The sequence below is a fragment of the Mycobacterium sp. SVM_VP21 genome (assembly GCA_024758765.1).
GTDB lineage: Bacteria > Actinomycetota > Actinomycetes > Mycobacteriales > Mycobacteriaceae > Mycobacterium > Mycobacterium heraklionense_C.
In genome coordinates this window covers 788,533-804,833 of the sequence record CP101406.1, presented here as the reverse complement: position 1 = coordinate 804,833, position 16,301 = coordinate 788,533, and the positions used below count along the sequence as shown (strand labels likewise).

At 68.0% G+C, this 16,301-nt stretch carries 14 protein-coding genes and 3 pseudogenes; 10 read left to right on the top strand and 7 right to left on the bottom strand.

Annotated elements, in window-relative coordinates:
* Positions 1-892 precede the first annotated feature (892 nt).
* The gene (locus tag NM962_04005) at positions 893-1,816 is read right to left on the bottom strand and encodes a class I SAM-dependent methyltransferase (protein ID UVO13311.1); all 924 of its coding nucleotides are present in this window, start codon (positions 1,814-1,816) and stop codon (positions 893-895) included.
* On the bottom strand, positions 1,816-2,757 hold the full coding sequence (locus tag NM962_04000; GenBank protein ID UVO13310.1) for a class I SAM-dependent methyltransferase: 942 nt from the start codon (positions 2,755-2,757) through the stop codon (positions 1,816-1,818). The genes NM962_04005 and NM962_04000 overlap by 1 nt, the downstream gene beginning before the upstream one ends.
* Positions 2,758-3,083: 326 nt before the next feature.
* On the opposite strand from NM962_04000, the gene secY reads away from it, so the two are divergent.
* The 7 genes from secY (at position 3,084) to NM962_03965 (ending at position 8,889) form a co-directional block, all read left to right on the top strand.
* Positions 3,084-4,415, top strand: coding sequence for a preprotein translocase subunit SecY (secY, locus tag NM962_03995; GenBank protein ID UVO13309.1), 1,332 nt, complete (start codon positions 3,084-3,086; stop codon positions 4,413-4,415).
* Positions 4,412-4,963 (top strand): adenylate kinase, encoded by a 552-nt coding sequence (locus NM962_03990; protein ID UVO13308.1) that lies wholly within the window; start codon positions 4,412-4,414, stop codon positions 4,961-4,963. Before secY ends, NM962_03990 begins: the two co-directional genes overlap by 4 nt.
* On the top strand, positions 4,963-5,766 hold the full coding sequence (gene map, locus NM962_03985; GenBank protein UVO13307.1) for a type I methionyl aminopeptidase: 804 nt from the start codon (positions 4,963-4,965) through the stop codon (positions 5,764-5,766). The genes NM962_03990 and map overlap by 1 nt, the downstream gene beginning before the upstream one ends.
* 74 nt (positions 5,767-5,840) lie before the next feature.
* Positions 5,841-7,034, top strand: a complete 1,194-nt coding sequence (locus NM962_03980; GenBank protein UVO14541.1) for an FAD-dependent oxidoreductase — start codon at positions 5,841-5,843, stop codon at positions 7,032-7,034.
* 103 nt (positions 7,035-7,137) lie between these two features.
* Positions 7,138-7,728: a DUF4389 domain-containing protein gene (locus NM962_03975; protein UVO14540.1), complete on the top strand. Its 591-nt coding sequence runs from the start codon at positions 7,138-7,140 to the stop codon at positions 7,726-7,728.
* A complete protein-coding gene (locus tag NM962_03970) occupies positions 7,715-8,398 on the top strand; it encodes a methyltransferase domain-containing protein (protein UVO13306.1) in 684 nt (227 codons plus the stop codon). The genes NM962_03975 and NM962_03970 overlap by 14 nt, the downstream gene beginning before the upstream one ends.
* Positions 8,395-8,889 (top strand): hypothetical protein, encoded by a 495-nt coding sequence (locus NM962_03965; protein ID UVO13305.1) that lies wholly within the window; start codon positions 8,395-8,397, stop codon positions 8,887-8,889. The genes NM962_03970 and NM962_03965 overlap by 4 nt, the downstream gene beginning before the upstream one ends.
* A gap of 14 nt (positions 8,890-8,903) precedes the next feature.
* On the opposite strand, the gene NM962_03960 is transcribed toward NM962_03965, so the two are convergent.
* Positions 8,904-11,402, bottom strand: a complete 2,499-nt coding sequence (locus tag NM962_03960; protein UVO13304.1) for an FtsX-like permease family protein — start codon at positions 11,400-11,402, stop codon at positions 8,904-8,906.
* A gap of 27 nt (positions 11,403-11,429) precedes the next feature.
* On the opposite strand from NM962_03960, the pseudogene NM962_03955 reads away from it, so the two are divergent.
* Positions 11,430-11,558: pseudogene (locus NM962_03955) on the top strand (gamma-glutamyl-gamma-aminobutyrate hydrolase family protein).
* Here NM962_03955 and NM962_03950 read toward each other — a convergent pair.
* Positions 11,558-12,232, bottom strand: a pseudogene (locus tag NM962_03950) (ABC transporter ATP-binding protein). The pseudogenes NM962_03955 and NM962_03950 sit on opposite strands and share 1 nt — an antisense overlap.
* A gap of 151 nt (positions 12,233-12,383) precedes the next feature.
* On the bottom strand, positions 12,384-12,992 hold the full coding sequence (locus tag NM962_03945) for a TetR family transcriptional regulator (GenBank protein ID UVO13303.1): 609 nt from the start codon (positions 12,990-12,992) through the stop codon (positions 12,384-12,386).
* 159 nt (positions 12,993-13,151) lie between these two features.
* On the opposite strand from NM962_03945, the pseudogene NM962_03940 reads away from it, so the two are divergent.
* A pseudogene (locus tag NM962_03940) lies at positions 13,152-13,325 on the top strand (RNA polymerase subunit sigma).
* A gap of 9 nt (positions 13,326-13,334) precedes the next feature.
* On the opposite strand, the gene NM962_03935 reads toward NM962_03940, so the two are convergent.
* The gene (locus NM962_03935) at positions 13,335-14,387 is read right to left on the bottom strand and encodes a type III polyketide synthase (protein UVO13302.1); all 1,053 of its coding nucleotides are present in this window, start codon (positions 14,385-14,387) and stop codon (positions 13,335-13,337) included.
* A gap of 150 nt (positions 14,388-14,537) precedes the next feature.
* On the opposite strand from NM962_03935, the gene NM962_03930 reads away from it, so the two are divergent.
* Positions 14,538-15,047: a MarR family transcriptional regulator gene (locus NM962_03930; GenBank protein ID UVO13301.1), complete on the top strand. Its 510-nt coding sequence runs from the start codon at positions 14,538-14,540 to the stop codon at positions 15,045-15,047.
* Between the two features lie 12 nt (positions 15,048-15,059).
* On the opposite strand, the gene NM962_03925 is transcribed toward NM962_03930, so the two are convergent.
* Entirely contained in the window at positions 15,060-16,277 is a 1,218-nt protein-coding gene (locus NM962_03925) for a GAF domain-containing sensor histidine kinase (protein ID UVO14539.1), read from the bottom strand.
* Positions 16,278-16,301: the final 24 nt, after the last annotated feature.

Genomic DNA, 16,301 nt, shown 5'->3' with positions numbered 1-16,301 from the left:
AACGGTGGCAAGGGTGCCGACGCGACCAGCACCGGCCAGTTCGGCGGCAACGGCGGCAAGGGCGGCAACGCCGGCGCCGATGGAAACGGCGGTAACGGTGGCGACGCCGGTAAGGGCGCCAACGCTCCCACCGGCCCCGGCACCGCCGGCGGGACCGGCTCGACCGGCACCGCCGGCGACCAGTCCGGCAACCCCAACGGCGGCACCGGCGGTACCGGCGGCAATGGCACCGGGATCGGCGGCAAGGGCGGAAACGGTGGCACCGGTGGTACCGGCGCCGATGCCGGTAGTACGCCTGGCGAGTCGGCAGGTGCTGGTGGTACCGGTGGTACCGGTGGCAACGGCTCCAACGGTGCCGACGGTGGCTACGGCGGTAAGGGCGGCGACGGCGGCCTCGGCGGTAGCAACTCCGGCAACGGCGGTGACGGCGGCAAGGGTGGTGCCGGCGGTAGCGGCAGCAGGGGCGGCGACGGCGGCGCCGGTGGCGCGGGTGCCCCCGGCGGTAACGGCAGCGCTGCCAACCCCGATGGTGGCGCCGGTGGCAACGGTGGCAGCGGCGGTAACGGCGGCAGCGGCGGTAACGCGGCCGGCGGCAACTATGGCGGCAAGGGCGGCGCGGCTAACAACCCCAACGGCACCTCGGGTAACGACGGCTCCAACGGCTCCGACGGCACTCCGGGTGGGCCCGGAGCCGCCGGTCCGGGTGGCCCGGCCGGTGGCGGCGGCGCGGCTGCTGGCGGCGGCACCGCCGGCCCGCCTGGACTGCCCGGCGAGGGCGGCAAGGGCGGCGGGGTCATTCCCCCGAGCTGATAACCGGGGTCACCCCCATCACGACGATGGCCGCCGGTCCTTCGGGACCGGCGGCCATGGTCGTTGGGTGGCGCAGTGCCGTTTAGAGCCGAATCGCCTCGATCGCAACTGAATTGCGCAGCCGCGCCACGATGTCACTATCGGGAAAGCTGCGACCGTAGTCGGCGAACACGGTCTCTCGGCCACGCTCGCGCACCTGCCACCCGCGCTCGCGCAGGTAGGGCCCGACCGGGTTTCGCTCGCCGGCGTACACCAGGGTGGTGATGTCGAGATCCAGACCCTGGTCGGCGAACCGCTGCCCCAGTGACTGGTTCGAGCCGCCGAGGGCGGCCGTGCCGTCGGGGTGGTACTCGGTGGCCACCCGGCTGCCCGGGGCGCTCAATGCGGTGATGTGGTCGAACAGCCGGTCTTGCGCTTCTGGCGGCAGATACATGAGTAGGCCCTCGGCGCTCCAGGCGGTGGGCTTCGTCTCGTCAAAACCGCTGTCGCGCAATGCAGCCGGCCAGTCGTCGCGCAGATCCACAGCGACGGCGCGGCGATCGGCGGTCGGCTGGGCGCCCAGGTCGGCCAGTGTGCGGGACTTGAACTCGATCACGTCCGGCTGGTCGATCTCGTAGACCACGCTGCCCTGCGGCCAACCCAGCCGGTAGGCCCGTGAATCCAGTCCGGCGGCCAGAATGACCGACTGCCGGACGCCGGCGTCCGCGGCCTGGCCGAAGAAGTCGTCGAAGAATCGGGTGCGCACTGCCATCACGGCGGTCATCGGGCCGGCGGCGGACTTGGCCTCCGCGGCCACCGCCGGCTCCAGGGTGCCGTCGACCATCTTGGTGAAGAAGTCGATCCCGACCGCACGCACCAGCGGTGCCGCGAACGGGTCGGAGATGATCGGCTCGGCTTCCAGGGTGGCCAGCGCGCGGGCGGCGGCGACCATGGTGGCCGTGGTGCCCACACTGGAAGCCAGGTCCCAGCTGTCCCCAAGGGATCGAGCACCGCCGGTGCGTTCCATCACTGTCCTGCTCCCCGGACCGCGCTGATGTAGGCCAGCTTGCCGAAGCCGGGCTCCTCGTCGACATCCAGCGGCGGTAGCCCGTATTCGGCGAACAGTGCGCCGACGTCGTGACTGTCGACTCGCCAGTCGTGGTCGGCCAGGTAACTACCGGCCTCGTTGCGGTCCCCGAAATAGAGCAGTTCGGCCATATCGATGTCGACGCCGTGGCTGCGCATCCGTTCCGCGGATTCCCGCATGCGCCGGCGGGCCTGTGCTTCGGTGTCCGCGTCGAGGCCGGGGATGCTCTCGGTGGCGATCCGGCTGCCCGGTGCGCTCAGGGCGGTGACGGTGTCCAGCAGCCGGTCCTGCGCGTCGGGGGGCAAGTAACCCAGCAGTCCCTCCGCGCTCCAGGCGGTCGGCAGGGCGGGGTCGAAGCCGGCCGCCTGTAGCGCCGCCGGCCAGTCCTCGCGCAGGTCGATCGAGACGGTCCGTCGGTCGGCGGTGGGTTGGGCGCCCTGCTCGGCCAGCACCCGGGTCTTGAACTCGATCACCTCGGGCTGGTCGACCTCATAGACGACGGTGCCGGCGGGCCACGCGAGCCGGTAGGCGCGCGAGTCCAGTCCGGAGGCCAGGATGACGGCCTGGCGAATGCCGGCGGCGCCCGCGTCGGTGAAGTAGTCGTCGAAGAACCGGGTGCGGGCAGCCATGTTGTCGGCCATCCGGGCCATGTCCATCGGGGCCCCGTCGCCGAAGTCTTCCGGGGCGATCTCGCCGCTGGCCAACCTGGTGAACAGGTCCAGGCCGACGGCGCGCACCAACGGTTCGGCGAACGGGTCGTTGATCAGGGGATGGGCGGCCCGGCTGGCCATCGCACGGCCCACGGCCACGCCGGTGGCGGTGATGCCCACGCTGGAGGCCAGGTCCCAGGTGTCTCCAGGAAATCGGCCGGTACTTGCCATGGTGCACACTCCTATCTCTCTAGCTTCTATCTAGCTCTGCCGATCGCGTGCCGTCGGGAAGTTAGTTAGCGTATTTAACGAGCTATCGGTGACTGTACGCCGCTACGCTGATCGCACGCTGGCAGTGCCGCCGACGCCCGCCCGGCCCGCGGTGCGCAACTGTTACTCTCGTAGACTGCTGACGCGCCTAAGACACGCGTGGCCTCGTCGTGATCGGCCGGCACGTGGACGCGACAACGCAGGACTAACCCAGGACTAACCGGGGCTGGGACACAACAGCCCATTGGAACGCCGCGACCGGACCTCGGCTGCGCAGGAGGAGAAGAGTGTTCTCGGCTTTCATCTCATCGCTGCGGACGGTCGACCTGAGGCGCAAAATCTTGTTCGCGCTGGGCATCATCGTGGTGTACCGCCTGGGAGCTGCGATCCCGTCGCCCGGCGTCGACTACCAGAACGTGCAGCAGTGCATCAAGGAAGTCAGCGGTGGCGATGCCGCGCAGGTCTACTCGCTGATCAACCTGTTCTCCGGCGGCGCGCTGCTGCAGCTGACGGTGTTCGCCATCGGCGTCATGCCCTACATCACCGCCAGCATCATCGTGCAGCTGCTCACCGTGGTGATCCCGCGCTTCGAGGAACTGCGTAAAGAGGGCCAGTCCGGCCAGAACAAGATGACGCAGTACACCCGTTATCTGACGGTCGCGCTGGCGGTTCTGCAGGCCACCAGCATCGTGGCGCTGGCCGCCAACGGCGGGCTGCTGCAGACCTGCAGCCTGCGTCACGACATCATCTCCGACCACAGCATCTTCACCCTGATCGTGATCGTGCTGGTGATGACCTCCGGCGCTGTGCTGGTGATGTGGCTCGGTGAGCTCATCACCGAGCGAGGCATCGGCAACGGCATGTCGCTGCTGATCTTCGTCGGTATCGCCGCCCGCATTCCGATCGAGGGCAAGACCATCCTGGACTCCCGCGGCGCCGTGGTGTTCACCATGGTCTGCCTGGCCGCACTGGCCATCGTCGTCGGCGTGGTCTTCGTGGAGCAGGGCCAGCGCCGTATCCCGGTGCAGTACGCCAAGCGCATGGTCGGCCGGCGGATGTACGGCGGCACCTCGACGTACCTGCCGCTGAAGGTCAACCAGGCCGGCGTTATCCCGGTCATCTTCGCCTCATCGCTGATCTACATCCCGCAGCTGATCACCCAGTTGGTCCACAGCGGCAGCGGCGGCCCCGGCAACAGCTGGTGGGACAAGTTCGTCAGCACCTACCTGTCTGACCCGTCCAACTTCGTCTACATCGCGCTGTACTTCGGTCTGATCATCTTCTTCACGTACTTCTACGTGTCGATCACGTTCAACCCCGACGAGCGGGCCGACGAGATGAAGAAGTTCGGTGGCTTCATTCCGGGCATCCGGCCGGGACGCCCAACCGCGGATTACCTGCGCTATGTGCTCAGCCGGATCACGCTGCCGGGCTCGATCTACCTTGGCGTCATTTCGGTGCTGCCCAACCTGTTCCTGCACATGGGCAGCTCGGGCACAGTTCAGAACCTGCCCTTCGGTGGCACCGCGGTGCTGATCATGATCGGCGTCGGTCTGGACACGGTGAAGCAGATCGAGAGCCAGCTCATGCAGCGCAACTACGAAGGGTTCCTCAAGTGAGAGTCGTACTGCTGGGACCGCCGGGAGCAGGCAAGGGCACCCAGGCGGTGAAGCTCTCCGAGAAGCTGGGTGTCCCACAGATCTCCACCGGCGATCTGTTCCGGCACAACATTGCCGAGGGCACCGAGCTGGGCAAGCAGGCCAAGCAGTACCTCGACGCAGGCGACCTGGTGCCGCCCGAGCTGACCAACGCGCTGGTCGAAGACCGGCTGGACCAACCCGATGCCGCCAACGGCTTCATCCTGGACGGCTACCCCCGCTCGGTGGAGCAGGCCGAGGCGTTGCACGCCATGCTGGAAAGCCGCCAGACCAAACTGGATGCGGTCCTGGAGTTCCGGGTCACCGAGAGCGAACTGCTCAAGCGGCTCAAGGAACGTGGTCGCGCCGACGACACCGCTGAGGTCATCCACAACCGGATGATGGTCTACCGCGAGGAGACCACGCCGCTGTTGGACTACTACCAGGACGAGCACGACCTGCACGTCGTGGACGCGCTCGGCACGCTCGACGAGGTGTTCACCCGCGCCCTGACCGCCCTGGGACAGTAGTGGTCGGGTGGGCGAAGCGGCGCAAAGCGGTGCCGCATCGCAGCCCCGGTGAGCTCGACGCGATGGCTGCGGCGGGCGCTATTGTGGCCGCCGCACTGGCCGCAGTCCGCGAAGCGGCGGCCGTCGGAGTCTCGACTTTCCAGCTGGACGAAATCGCCGAATCGGTGATCCGGGACGCGGGCGCCACGCCCTCGTTCCTGGGCTACCACGGCTTCCCGGCATCGATCTGCAGCTCGGTCAACGACCGAGTGGTGCACGGCATCCCGACGGTAGCCGAGGTGCTGGTGGCCGGCGATCTGGTGTCCATCGACTGCGGCGCGATCCTGGACGGCTGGCACGGCGACGCCGCGGTCACCTTCGGGATCGAGACGCTGAGTGCCGCCGACGAAGACCTGTCCGCGGCCACCCGGCAGGCGATGGAGGCCGGCATCGCGGCGATGGTGGTGGGCAACCGACTCAGCGACGTCTCGCACGCCATCGAAATGGGTGCCCGGGCCGCGTCGACTCAGTTCAAGCGCTCGTTCGGCATCGTTGCCGGTTACGGTGGCCACGGTATCGGCCGTCAGATGCATATGGACCCCTTCCTGCCCAACGAGGGATCGCCGGGCCGCGGCCCGCTGTTGGTGGCGGGCTCGGTGCTGGCCATCGAGCCGATGCTGACCCTGGGCACCGACCAGACCGTGATCCTCGAAGACGAGTGGACCGTCGTCACCGCCGACGGGTCACGCGCCGCGCACTGGGAGCACAGTGTTGCGGTGACCGAGGACGGGCCCAGGATTCTGACCAGCCCGGCCGCGGGCTGATCACGTAGGGGAATGAACCAAACTCCTCGCTGAACCGTGTCACCACGGTGAAGGTGCGAGCCTCGAACGCAGCCTTGCGCGTCCTTGTGGTCGGCGCGGGTGTGGCGGGGATTTCGCTTGCTCGCGGTCTGCTGCGCGACGGCCACGACGTCACCGTTTTTGAGCAGCGGCCACACCTTCAGGCCGGCGGCGGTGCCGTGACCATTTGGTCCAACGGCGCGACGGTGCTGGGGCAGCTCGGCGTCGATATGTCCGGAGCCGGGCAGTCGTTGTCTGCGGTCCAGGTGACGACGTCCACCGGCCGTCCACTGGCTACCCTCGACATGACCGCGATGGCGCGCGGGCTGGGTGCACCGGTTCGGATGGTCCCGCGCCGGGTGCTGCTGGAACGCCTGCTGGATGACTTTCCGACCGAGCGCATTCGGTGCAATGCCCGCGCGGTGGGTGTGAGCGCTACCGAGGATGAGGCGCGAGTCGACTTCGACGACGGCAGCTCGGTCCGCGGCGATCTGTTGATCGGTGCCGACGGGCTGCATTCGATGGTGCGGGATCTCACCGACGCCCCACCGGCCAAGCCGACCGGTTGGAGCAGCTGGCAGGGACTGGTCAGCCTCCCGGACCTGGTCGCCGACAAGCGGGTGGCACTGATGATCGTCGGCAAGCACGGGAACCTTGGACTGTGGCCGGCCGGTGGCCCTGAGCTGCAGTGGTGGTTCGATCTGCCGTGGTCAGCGGACTTCGTTCGCCCGGCATCCCCGATCGACATGATCCGTCAACAGTTTGCCGGTTGGCCCGCTCCGGTGGATCGCGTGCTGGCTGCCTTGACCGACGACGATCTGGCCGGCTCGCCGTATCCGCATTTTCGTCATCCGGTTCCCGGGGCCGGCAGGGGTGCGATCACCCTGATCGGCGACGCGTCGCACACCATGCCGCCCACCATGGCGCAGGGAACCAACCAGGCGCTGCTCGACGCCATGGTGCTGTGCAAGGCGCTGGCGGATCTGTCGCCAGCACCGTCGCATCATGATCTGTCGCGCGCGTTGCGCTGGTACGAGAACACGCGTCGCCGCAAAGTGGCGGCGGTGTCTCGGGTGACGGCGCTGCAGCTGTCCCACAGCGAGCTGGTGCTGAGACCGGCGGCGTTCATCCCGGACCGATTGCACACCTGGGGGATGACCATGTTTCTGCGCTCGGTCAGTCACCGCCGGATGTCGGCCGAGATCAGCCGCGGCCTTGGGCTGGCCGATATCAGTCATATCGCCGGCTAACCCACAGATCGCAGCCATTGAGGAGGGCGGACCGATGTCGCTTCCCGCGCGTGACGATGTGACCGTTCGTCCCGTCGCGCCGGCACCGGCGGATCCGGTACGGGTGCGCGGTGAATTCGACAGTCCCTCGCGCTGGCTGTGGCTGTTCAAATGGTGCGTGCTGGCCACTCCGCACTACCCGATTCTGATCGTGCTGTATCTGGCCTACCTGCCGCTGACTTTCGTTGCCGGAGTGGCGATTGCGATCACCGGTCGCTATCCGCGCTGGATCTTCGACTTCAATGTGGGTGTGCTGCGCTGGTCATGGCGGGTCATGAACTACCGGTTTCCGATGAACAGCACCGACCGATACCCGCCGTTCACGCTGGCGTCTCGGCCCGATTATCCGGCCGATCTGCAGGTCGATTACCCCGAACAGCTCGAGCGCCGGGCGGTGTTGGTCAAATGGTGGTTGTTGGGGTTGCCGCAGATCCTGATGTGTTGGGCGCTCGAGCCCGCGTTGCAGTTGCTGTGCGTGATCACAGCGTTGACGTTGTTGGTCACCGGCACGATCCCGACCGGCATGTCGGACCTGCTGTTGGGCATCGTTCGGTGGCGTTACCGGGTGGCCGTGTACGTCTCCTTGATGCGTGATGAGTATCCGCCTTTCCGGCTGGATCAGGGCGAGCTGTGGGCGATCGATGCCACGCCGTAACCCGTTGTTCCCGTATGTGTATCGACTCGGAATGCCGTTCTTCGACCGGCTGTTCTATCGGCGGTACCGGCGTACGGCCATGAGCTACGCGATGGGCCGGCTATTGATGATCGGCCTCGGGCCCGGAGCGGATCTGATGTTTCTGCCCGCGGCGGTGACGTCGGTTTCGGCCGTCGAGCCGGAGCCCGCGATGCGCCGGATGGCCGTCGCCGTCGGGCGCCGTCACGGCATACCGGTGGAAATCGTCGACGGAGTTGGTGAGTCGATCCCGTTCCCGGACAACAGCTTCGATTCGGTACACGTCGGTCTCGTGCTGTGCTCGGTCGACGACGTCGATGCCACCCTCGCCGAGATTCGCCGAGTGCTGGCCCCAGGCGGCCGGCTGGTCGTACTCGAGCATGTCCGTGGTGACGGCGCGATGGGCCGATTCCAGGACCTGATCGCGAAGCCGTGGGCATGGCTGGCGTCCGGCTGCCGGCCGAACCGGCGGACGCTGGACGCCATCGCCGCAGCAGGATTCGACACCACCGCGCTGAACAGCATTCGACGTACTCCGGTGCCGCCGCCGTGCACACCGCAGCTGCAGGGGTTCGCCACCGTGCGGGGTGAACCGCCGAGCAGGCGAGAACGTGGGCTAGGTAACGTCGAAAGATTGGAATTCCCAACATGAGCAGAACGGTTGCGAGCCGGCGCCGGGCGGCGGTAGGTGTCGGTGCAGCGTTGGCCGCCGGGCTCGCCCCGTTGGCGAGCAGCCCCCCGGCCTACGCAGACGGGGGCGGCCGCGGCGTCAGCACCGACCCGTGGTTTGTCGGTGACACCGGCGATCTGAGTGCCCCGCTGTTCGCCGCCGGCGACGATCCCGACTTCATCAGTCACACCACCGATTTCGGGTTGTTCACCCTCACCTCGGCTGGCGATCCCGATGACGGCAACTATGTTGCGGTCGTCCTTCAAACGCCGATGTTCACCGACATTCTGACGTCGGGAACCGATCCGGAGGACAACCTGGGGTTCGGGGCTGCGAGCATCGGGGTAGCCGGGGAGACGGTCAATACGTTCATCGTTCCGGACAATCCGGATCTGGACTTTACGTTCTCCCTGCCTTTTACGGACCCCTTCGCCGAGTTCTTCATCGAGCTCATCCAGCTCGGTCTCGTCTGAGCCAGTCGAGAAAGCTATTCGCTGGCGACCGCATCGATGATGTTGAGCCGGGCGGCTCGTCGTGCGGGCGGCACCGAGCCGAGCAGGCTGATCGCCACCGCGCCCGCGGCGTAGGCCGGTGCCGCCGCGCTCGGTTGGAACGTGACGGTGAAATTCATGATCTCAGCGCTGACCAGGCTGTAGAGCCACTGATCGGTCAGACCGATCGCCAGCCCCGCCAGGCCGCCGACCACCCCGATGCCCACCGCTTCGGCCAACACCATCTGCACGGTGAAGCGGCGATTGGCGCCGATCGCCCGCAGCACGCCGATCTCGCGGCGACGTTCGAGCACCGAGAGCGTCAAGGTGGTGAACAAGGCCACGGCGGCCACGAACACCACGATGAGCAGCACCGTGTTGGCGATCACCATGCTCTGGCGCAGCGGCGCCTCGAGGCCCGCCAGAGCGGTCCGTCCGTCATAGACGTAGTTCGGCTCGGGGACCACTCGGCGGATGTCGGTGCGCAGCCTCGCCGGATCGACCCCGTCGGCGGCGGTCACCTGCAGGGTGGTCACCGCCGGGCGATCGAACCAGGCGCGTAGTTGGTCGAGGCCGATCCCGACGGTTCCGATGACCGTCGAGAAGTACGGCACCAGCGCTAGCACCGGCGCCTGCCGAGGGCCGCGCGGTGTCTGCAGGTGCAGCTCGTCGCCAACCCGTACGCCCAGGGTGGTGCCCAGGTCCTGCGAGAGCACCACGCCCCGGCCGTCGAGCACGTCGCGGCGCGTCTGTTCACCGAGCGCGCGAAACAGCGGATCGGCCGACCCGGGGGAGAATCCGTCGAGCATTACCCGGGTGCCACCGATCACCGCAAATCCGTAGGCGCCCGGGCTGATCCGGTCTACCCCCGGTACCGCTGCCACGCGATCTTCCAGGCCTTGCGGCAGTGCGTCGGTGGGAAAGCTGTCCGGAGCGTTCGCGCTCACCCATACGTCGACTCCCGCGACGGGCGCGAAGATGGCGCGCGCCGAGGAGATCATGTCGTTGTCGGTACCGGTGACCACCACCGTGGTGACCACGGCGATCAGTACGGTCATCACGGTGGCCCACACCCGCCGCGGCGCACGCTCGATCGTCGCAGCCCCGACCGCGCCGACCGTTCCGAAGGTCCGGGCGGCGGCGGCCGCCGCGGCGACCAGGGACGCGGTGAGGGCAAAGCCAAGCGCGATCTCGGCGCCGAACACCGCGATCATCGCGGCCAGGGAGGTGGCGCCGCGATGGCCCACGATGATGAACAACGACACCGTGATCACGGCGACGGCCACGACTCCGGTCACCGTCCGCAGCCGGCGTGGGACGGTGTCGGCGGCGGAAGCCCCGACCGGCGCCAACGCCTCGATCGGCGACACTTTGTAGACCTGCCGCGCCGCCATGGCTGCCGCGGTCACGCTGCTGAGGACCGTCGCTGCTATTGCGACCGGCAGTGCGTAGCCGGGCAACCAGTACTCGACCCGGGCTTCGAGTCCCTGCGTGACAGCCGGGGGGAGTCGTTGGATAGCCAAGTGGCCCAGGAATATTCCTAAGACCGCGCCGACGGCTCCGCCCAGCACGCCGAGGGCTGCGGCTTCACCGATCAGGTCCGTGACGATGGTAGAGCGGCGGCCCCCGATCGCGCGCAGTGTCGAGATGGCCGGGCGGCGTTGGGCGATCGCCATGGTCATGGTGGTGTAGACCAGAAATGCCCCGACCACCAACGCAACCGCCGCGCCCATCAGCGCCATGTAGTTCATCAGCTTGACGCCGTCGCCGGCGCGAGTGGCGCGCATCCGTGGTTCGGCGACGATCGCTCGCCCGTTGACGGCGGAAGTCACCGCGGTGCGTACGGCGGCGGGGTCCGCGCCCGGCTTGGTGGTGATCAGGATCGAATCGAGCTGACCCAGCCGCCCGGTGATGTTCTGCGCCAAGGCAAGTGGGGCCAGCACATAGTTGCCGCCGTTGAGATCGGCGAGATGCTTGCCGGTGAGTACTTGCGTCACCGTGACCCAGGTCGTGCCCAGCCGGAATCCGTCGCCTTTGCCGTGGCCCACCCCGGGTCCGACCTGCACGCCGCTCGGTGTCGCCGATGGCGCCGTCGGCGGATGGGCCAGCGCGTCGGCCAACGCTCCGGCCAGGGCCACGCTGCTGGCGTCCGCGCCGAACAACAGTATTGTCCCGGTGGCCGTGGGAGTGGTCGCCCGGATCAGCGGCGCCGCAGTCGCGACGCCGGGAACCCGGGCCACCTCGGTCGCCAGCGCGTCAGGAAATCCGGCATCGGTGACGCCGGACACCTCGAGTGTGGCGATCCCGGCGATCCCGTCGGAGAGTCGGTTCACCGAACCGGTGATCGACCCGAAGATGCCCAGCACTGCCACCAAATACATCGCCGACACGGCCATGACCGTGATCGATGCGAGGGTGCGCCGCCGGTGTACGGCCAATTCGCGCAGACTGAACAGCCGTAATCGGCTCGCGGTGGCGGCGATTGCCGACATCATCGCCGGACCGTCGCCCGTTCGCCGCGCTTGCGATCACCGCTGTGTTGGTTGGGCGGCGACCCGCTTCGCCTGGCTCCGCCGGGCTTGCGATCACCGCTGTGTTGGTTGGGCGGCGACCCGCTTCGCCCGGCTTCGCCGCGCTTGCGATCACCGCTGTCGGAACCGACCCGGCCGTCCTGCAGGCTGATCACCCGGTCGGTGGCCGCGGCGGCGTCGCGGTCATGGGTCACCATCACCACCATCCGGGAGCGGCCGCCCTCGTGCGCCACCTCGGAAAGCAGCCGCAAAATCGCAGCGCCCGTTGCGGAGTCGAGGTTTCCGGTGGGTTCGTCGGCGAGAATCAGCGACGGATCCATCATCAGGGCCCGTGCTATCGCGACGCGCTGCAACTGGCCGCCTGACAGCTCCGCCGGACGGTGCTCGACCCGGTTGCCGAGCCCGACCCGATCCAGCAAGCCGATCGCATCGCGCTTGGCCTTGTCCAGTCGGCTGCCGTCGAGAAGCTGCGGAACGGCTACGTTCTCCCACGCCGACAGGGTTGGCAGCAGGTTGAAGAACTGAAAGACGAACCCCACCCGGCGCCGGCGAAACGCCGACGCCTGCTCGTCCCCGAGCCGGCCGATTTCGGAGCCGTCGAAGATGATCGAACCGCTGTCGGGGGAGTCCAGCGCCCCGAGCAGGTGCAGCAGCGTGCTCTTGCCCGCACCCGACGGCCCGACGATCGATACGAACTGGCCGCCGGTGAGATGCAGGTTGATCCGGTCGAGTGCGCGCACCCGCTGCCCGCCGATCCGGTACTCGCGGACGACGTCGCGCAGTTCGATGGTCAGCTCGCGCAGGCGCGACGGATCCTGATGAAGATGAAGATCGGTGTGCAAGGGCGTCACTCCCTGTCCGCGGTTTCTAATCCTTGACACGCGTGGCGGCGCTGCGCGGTTCAGTGTGGGGGACCGGGTGTCGGGAGAATGCACCGACGGACGCCTAGGACGCCGCGGCGTCTAACAGTGCGCGCAGGGTGGCGTGGATCTGGCGGACGGCATCGTCGATGCCACCCATCGGCTGCAGCAGATGGCTCAGCGTCAACCGGACGTCGACCTCGACGATCGAATTCAGCTGCCGGTCGATGGCGTCCGGCAGGTCGTAGGACGACCGGACCGCAGCCGCCATGGCCTCGATCGCACCGGCCAGGATCGGTGTCGGCCCCACAGTCAGCAGCGGAGTCAGGCCCGCCTCCGTGTTGTTCTCGCTGGTCAACGTCGCGTTGACCAGGGGATCGTCGGCAGCTGCGCGCAGGGTGAAGGCGGCGCCGGCGGCCAGACCGGCAGCGACGTCGTCGGGGCGGGACTGGATGGCCGTGATCACCCCGGCAATGAATCGGGTGGTCTCGCGCTGAACCAAGGCCTCGCCCAGCGCCTGTTTCGCGCCGATCTCCTTGTAGAGCACCTGCCGGCTGACGCCGACTGTGGCGGCGATGCGCGACATGTTCACCGCCTGCCAGCCTTCGGCGCAGACCAGCGCGTGGGCCGCGTCGAGGATCCGGTTGTACAGCATCTGCCGGACCTCGGCCTGAAAATTCGGCACGGCGGGCATGTCTCAAAGGGTAGCGGACAAAAAGATAGAAATGTCGTGGGTCATACATCTATGGTGTCCTTGTATCAGTCGATACAAGGACGACTAGGTGTACCAGGTCGGAGGCGGAACGGGATGGCGCCGTCGTCGGGAAGTGCGGACCAGGTCAAAGGTGCGCTGGCCCGGCTGTCGGGCCGGTACCGCGCGGTGATCTATCGGTCCTACTATCTCGGCTGGGCGACAGCGCAGATCGCCGCGGATCTCGGCATCGACGAGGACACCGTCAAAGGCGACCTGCACGACGCGCTGTGCGCATTGCGGGCCGGTCTCTCGACGGCCGGAATCAACAGCTGAAGCGTCGGGCTACCAGCCAAGCAGCACGAGTTCGGAGCAGAATCCCGGCCCCATCGCGACCATCAGCCCGAACGAGCCCGGCGGCGGCGGATCGGCCATGGTGGCCCGCAGCACGTCGAGTACCGAGGCCGATGACAGATTCCCGTTCTCGCGCAATGACGTTCGGGTCCGATCCAGCGCATCGGCAGGCAGCTCCAACACGTCCTGGACCGCCTCGATAACCTTCGGCCCACCGGGATGGCAGACATAGGTCGACACGTCATCGGAGGTCATCCCGCAGTCGGCCAGGAAGTTGCGAACATCCTCGGCCAGATACTTCTCGACGACGGTGGCGACCTCGACGGACAGCTGGATCCGGAACCCGCTGGTGCCGATGTCCCAGCCCATCACGTCCTGGGTGTCGGGGTAGAGCCGGCTGCGGGTGGCCAGTACTTTCGGCGCTTTCGGTCGGACCGGGCGCCGATTCGCCCCGGTCGCGATCACGGCGGCCGCACCGTCACCGAACAGGCTGGCCGCCACGAAATTCGCCATCGAACGGTCGTCGCGCTGAATGGTCAGCGAGCACAGTTCGACCGCGAGTAACGCCGCCACGTGGTCGGGGTAGGCGCGCAGGTAGTCGTACATCCGGGCTATCCCGGCCGCACCCGCGACGCAGCCCAAGCCGAACAGCGGGATTCGCTTGACGTCGGGCCGCAGCCCCACCCGGGCCGCCAGCCTGGCCTCCAGTGTCGGTACGGCAAGCCCGGTCACCGTCGTCGACACCACGACGTCGACATCGGCCGGCTTGACCTTGGCGGCGTCCAGGGCCGCCTGCAGCGCCTGCTCACCGAGGTCTAGGGCGACGTCGATGAAGGTGTCGTTCGCCTCGGTGAAACCGCTCAGCTCGGCGTAGCGCGGCAACGGCAACGCCAGGTGGCGGGACGCGACGCCGCTGGCATCGAAGAACCGCCGAAACTCGGGACCGGCGAAGTCGCCCAATGCCTGGGCCGATTCGTCTTGGCTGTATCGGTTCGGCGGGAATGCAGCGGCTACCGCGGCGAGCGAAGGCGAAGATGGGGTCATGTCGGTGTCACGTTGCCGAGCCCTCAGCGGTTCAATTCCGCTACCGCGCTGAACCTTCCGGCCTCTGCTTTTGCGTTCTGCGAGCAGGGCCGTGGTGGCAATTGCCCCACACCGACGTGACGGCACCGCGCGGTGCGGTAAGAAAAGGGCGTGGCAGCTTCCAGTTCTTCCGGTGACGCCGACCCGATCGCGCTGGCCCGCGCCAACTGGGAGCGGGCCGGCTGGGGTGAAGTCGCCGACGGGATGGTGGCGGTGACATCGGTGATGCGTGCCCACCAGATTCTGCTGGCACGGGTGGAGGCGACCCTGCGCCCCTACGACTTGAGCTTCTCCCGATTCGAGCTGCTGCGGCTGCTGGCGTTCAGCCGCGCCGGGGCGTTGCCGATCACCAAGGCCTCCGACCGGCTGCAGGTACACGTCACCAGCGTCACGCACGCGATCCGGCGGTTGGAGGCGGCCGGCTTGGTCGAGCGGCTGCCGCACCCCACCGACGGCCGTACCACGCTGGTCTCGATCACCGACGTGGGTCGCGCCACTGTTGCGGACGCCACGGTCAGCCTCAACCGCGAGGTGTTCGCCGACGTCGGTATGTCGGTGCAGGAATCGCGGATGCTGTCCTCGGCGATCGAGACGTTGCGGCGCAACGCCGGGGACTTCTAAGCGCCGATCGCACTAGCCGGCGGGTCGCGCGGTGGGGGACGGGATGGGGATGGTGGCGGTGACGGCGGTGCCCGCCCCGGGGCGCGACCGGATGTTGAGCCGGCCACCGACCAGCTCGGCGCGCTCGGCCATCGACAGCACCCCGTAGCCGCCCATCTCGTCGCCGCCCACCGGGTGCTCGAAGGTGTCGAAACCCACCCCGTCGTCGACGATCTCCAGTCGCGCCGTGTCGGGGTCAGCGGTGATCGCGAATCCCAGCCGCACCGTGCTCGCGGCCGCGTGTTTGACCACGTTCTGCAGGCCCTCCTGGGCGATCCGGTACAGCGCCAGCTCGATGTGCTCGGGGAGCCGTGTCTCGGCTAGGTCCAACTCAATCGTGAGTTGCGGGATCGACCGGGCGAGGCTGGCTAGGCCACCGGATAGGCCCAGATCGTCGAGCACCGGCGGCCGCAGCCCGCTGATCGCCACGCGGGTCTCCTGCAGGGTCAGCCCAGCGAGTTCACGAGCGGCCTCCAACTGCGCCGACGCCTCGTCCGGGTCGTGGCCGACCGCGCGCGCGGCGGCGTCCAGCCGGTAGGACAGCGTCACCAGCCGCTGGGAGATGCCGTCGTGGATGTCGCCGGCCAACCGGCGCCGTTCGATCTCCTGGGCTTCGATCACCTGCTCGACGAAGAGTTCGTGGGCACGTTCACGCGCTACCAGCTGCCGGTGCAGCCGGGCCTGGTGCATGGCACCGGCAATGAGCCGGCCGATCACCCGCAGCAGTTCGACGTCGCCGGGGGTGAACTCGCGGCGCGTCACGGTGTGCACGTTGAGCACACCCACCAACCCGCCCGGATCGGTCTCCATCGGCACCGACACCATCGAGGTGAAGTCACGCCCTCGCAGCGACTCGATCGGCAGGTAGCGCGGATCGGCTTCCTTGTTGTCGCTGATCACCACCGGCTCGCGGTGTCGCGCCACCCAGCCCGACACCCCCGACCCCAGCGGCAGTCGGATCTTGCCGACCTCGGTGTCGAACGGTGGGGTCGCACCGGTCAGGGTCAGCGAGCGTTCGGTGTCGTCGAGGACGTGCACGAAGCAGACATCGGTGCCGGTGGCGGCAGTGATCATCCGGGCTGCCGCGGCGGCCAGCGGTTCCACTCCCGGTCCACTGGAGGCGGCCTGGATGAGCTCTCGCAGCAACGCCAGCTCGTGGTTGGCGTCTACAAAGTGTTGGAAATCGCGCACCGCCCCGGTCTTGCGGGGGCGGGA

What these genes read in the sequence shown, in the direction of transcription:
- NM962_04000 (UVO13310.1), bottom strand. Translation starts at nt 2,757, where the DNA reads ATGGCAAGTACCGGCCGATTTCCTGGAGACACCTGGGACCTGGCCTCC.
- NM962_03945 (UVO13303.1), bottom strand. Translation starts at nt 12,992, where the DNA reads ATGCCCGCCGTGCCGAATTTTCAGGCCGAGGTCCGGCAGATGCTGTAC.
- NM962_03960 (UVO13304.1), bottom strand. Translation starts at nt 11,402, where the DNA reads ATGATGTCGGCAATCGCCGCCACCGCGAGCCGATTACGGCTGTTCAGT.
- NM962_03935 (UVO13302.1), bottom strand. Translation starts at nt 14,387, where the DNA reads ATGACCCCATCTTCGCCTTCGCTCGCCGCGGTAGCCGCTGCATTCCCG.
- NM962_03970 (UVO13306.1), top strand. Translation starts at nt 7,715, where the DNA reads ATGCCACGCCGTAACCCGTTGTTCCCGTATGTGTATCGACTCGGAATG.
- NM962_03965 (UVO13305.1), top strand. Translation starts at nt 8,395, where the DNA reads ATGAGCAGAACGGTTGCGAGCCGGCGCCGGGCGGCGGTAGGTGTCGGT.
- NM962_04005 (UVO13311.1), bottom strand. Translation starts at nt 1,816, where the DNA reads ATGGAACGCACCGGCGGTGCTCGATCCCTTGGGGACAGCTGGGACCTG.